3 protein-coding genes are annotated in these 2,715 nt (G+C 69.7%); 2 read left to right on the forward strand and 1 reads right to left on the reverse strand.

All coding sequences use genetic code 11. The features are described 5' to 3' along the window. Window positions 1–1,304: gamma-glutamyltransferase (locus VGV06_03410; GenBank protein ID HEV2054204.1), on the reverse strand; the 1,304-nt coding region annotated here is incomplete at its 3' end. A gap of 23 nt (window positions 1,305–1,327) precedes the next feature. Between VGV06_03410 and VGV06_03415 the strand changes: the two genes are divergently transcribed. Next, the gene (locus tag VGV06_03415; protein HEV2054205.1) at window positions 1,328–2,047 is read left to right on the forward strand and encodes a gamma-glutamyl-gamma-aminobutyrate hydrolase family protein; all 720 of its coding nucleotides are present in this window, start codon (window positions 1,328–1,330) and stop codon (window positions 2,045–2,047) included. A 27-nt stretch (window positions 2,048–2,074) separates the two neighbouring features. Next, window positions 2,075–2,715, forward strand: a 641-nt coding sequence (locus VGV06_03420) for a hypothetical protein (protein HEV2054206.1), incomplete at its 3' end; no start/stop codon positions are given.

Raw genomic sequence — 2,715 nt, forward strand, 5'->3', positions numbered from 1 at the left:
GGCGACACCACGCAGCCCACGCCCGGGATGACGGGGGAATCGACGCCCGGGTCGCTCGGCGTCGCGGAGAAGGCGTTGCCCTCCGCGTCCACGACCGAGACATAGGACGTGTCGAGGGACCCCCCGGGCCGCATCGTGACAGGACCGGAGACGCCGTGGCCGCCGTTGGCGACCGCTCGCAGCGAGTACGGATCGCCGGCAGGCGGCAGGTCGGGCCAGGCGCGGTCCTCCCTGATCAGCGCGCGCCGCGCCTTGGCGTACTCCTTCGACAAGAGCCCGTCGGCGGGCACCTTGACGTGGAGCGGGTCGCCGTAATACGCCTCGCGGTCGGCGAACGCGAGCTTCATCGCCTCGGTCAGGATGTGCAGCGCCCGGGGCGTGTTGTGACCGAGGGCGCGCCAGTCGTAGCTCTCGATCAGGTTCAGCATCTGCAGCAGCACGGGCCCCTGGCACCAGAACCCGCACGCCGCGACCTCGTATTCGCCGAACGACGTCTTGAGCGCCGGCGCGATCTCAACGGAAAAGGCGGCGAGATCTTCGGCAGTCAGGAGGCCGCCTTCGCGCGCGTGGTACTCGGCGATGCGCTTCGCGATGTCACCCTTGTAGAAAGCGTCCCGGGCGGCGCGGATCGCTCCCGCGCGGCCGCGCGAGCGCGCCTTGAGCTCCGCCGCGGCCATGGTCTTGATGGTCTGAGCCAACTCCGCTTCTACCAGAAGATGCCCGGGCGGCGGCCCCTGACCGTCCTTGAGGTACAGCGCGGCCGACGTGGGGAACTTCCGGATCTTGTCGGCGGCGCGGCCGAACTGGTACGAGGAGAAGACGGAGAGCGGGAAGCCATGCTCCGCGCACTCCATGGCGGGCGCGGCCGTCTCGGCGAAGCTCTTGGTGCCCCAGCGCTCGAGCGCGGTGCACCACGCGTCCGGCGAGGCCGGCACGACCGTGCGCAGGAGACCGGCGGGGATCTGGCTCCCGCAATGTTCGTGGAAGTACTCGGCCGTCGCGCGCTTCGGATACGGCCCGACGCCCGAGACCTCGAAGGTCTCGCCCGTGCGCCCGAGATGCACGAGGATGGGTGCCACGCCGGCGAAGCTGACCATGTCGGGGTGGACAACTCCCAGCATGAAGCCTGCGGCGCAGCCGGCGTCGATCGCGTTGCCGCCCGCCTCGAGGATCCGCGCGGCAGCCTGCGCCGCCAACGGGTGGCCCGCCGCCACCATCCAGCGGCGGCCCATTACCTGGTGCATCGGTCCCGCCGCCGGCGCGCCGGCGACGTCTTTCTGTGAGGAGGCGGAGTCGAGGCTCATGCGGCGTATGGTAGCATAGCCGCATGCCGCGCGATCCGCTCGTGGGCGTGACCACGTCCATCACCGTGGACCAGAGTCCCGAGCGCGCCTACGTCAACTCGGCGTACCTCCACGCCGTCCAGCAGGCTGGCGGCGTGCCGGTGCTCCTACCGCCCCAGCTCTCGAAGTCGTCCCTCGAGCGCCTCGTGCGCGGCCTCGACGCGCTCCTGCTCACGGGCGGCGGCGACATGGACCCGCGGAGCTTCGGCGAGGCACCGCACCCGACGCTCTACGACGTCGCCCCCTCGCGTGATGCCCTCGAGACGCAGGTGACGCTGATCGCGCTCGAGAAAAAGACTCCCCTCCTCGCGATCTGCCGCGGCGTTCAGGTGCTCAACGTCGTCCTCGGCGGCAGCCTCCACCAGGACGTGGCGACGGACCCCGGGACGGAGATCCAGCACAGCCAGAAAGAAGCGCGGGACCTGGCGACCCACAAGGTCACGGTCGCGGCGGGCAGCCGCCTGTCGCGGGTGCTGGGCGGCGAGGACCTCGAGGTCAACAGCTTCCACCACCAGGTCATCAAGTCTCTCGGCCGCGGCCTCGTGCCCGTCGCGTGGGCGCCCGATCGGCTGATCGAAGGCGTCGAGCTCGACGACGACTCGCGGTGGGTGCTCGGCGTCCAGTGGCATCCCGAGCACCTCGTCGGCAATTCCGAGCCGGCCCGCCGCCTGTTTTCCGCTCTCGTCACCGCCGCCCGCACGTAAGCGCCGGCGCGGCCTTCGGAGGTCTCCATGTCCAAGACGCGCGGCACCGGACTCTTGATGCTGTGGACGGACGTCGACCCGGAGCACGAGGTCGAGTTCAACCGCTGGTACAACGAGGAGCACATCCAGCACCTCCTCAAGGTGCCTGGCTTCCTGAGCGCGGGGCGCTACGCGGCGCTGTCGGGCGGGCCCAAGTACCTGGCGATGTACGAGCTCGAGGAGCCGAGCGTGCTGCGGACATCATCCTTCCTCGACGACGTGCGCTTCCGCCCGTCACCATGGCGCACCAAGACCTCGGGCGGCCACGTGGGTCGCAACTACATCGTCCAGGCCTACCGCCAGATCCATCCGGCGCGGACCAACCCTGTCGAGCTGACGATGGGGCCGTCGCCGTATCTGCAGATGGGACGCATGGACATCCCCGCCCAGGTGGAGGAAGAGTGGAACGCCTGGTACAACACCGTCTACATTCCGGACTACCTGACCGTGCCCGGCGTCATACGGGTGCGCCGCTTCATGGTGGTCGAGGGCCAGCCGAAGTACCTGACGGTGTACGAGTTCGAGCGGCCCGACGTACCGAAGAGCGAGGCGTGGAACGCGGTGCGTGACAGGAATCCGTGGACCCACCGAATCCGGCCCTTCATGAAGCTCGACGCGGGCTCTCCCGC

Source organism: Candidatus Methylomirabilota bacterium, from assembly GCA_035936835.1.
Classification (GTDB): domain Bacteria; phylum Methylomirabilota; class Methylomirabilia; order Rokubacteriales; family CSP1-6; genus AR37.

What these genes read in the sequence shown, in the direction of transcription:
- VGV06_03415 (HEV2054205.1), top strand. Translation starts at nt 1,328, where the DNA reads ATGCCGCGCGATCCGCTCGTGGGCGTGACCACGTCCATCACCGTGGAC.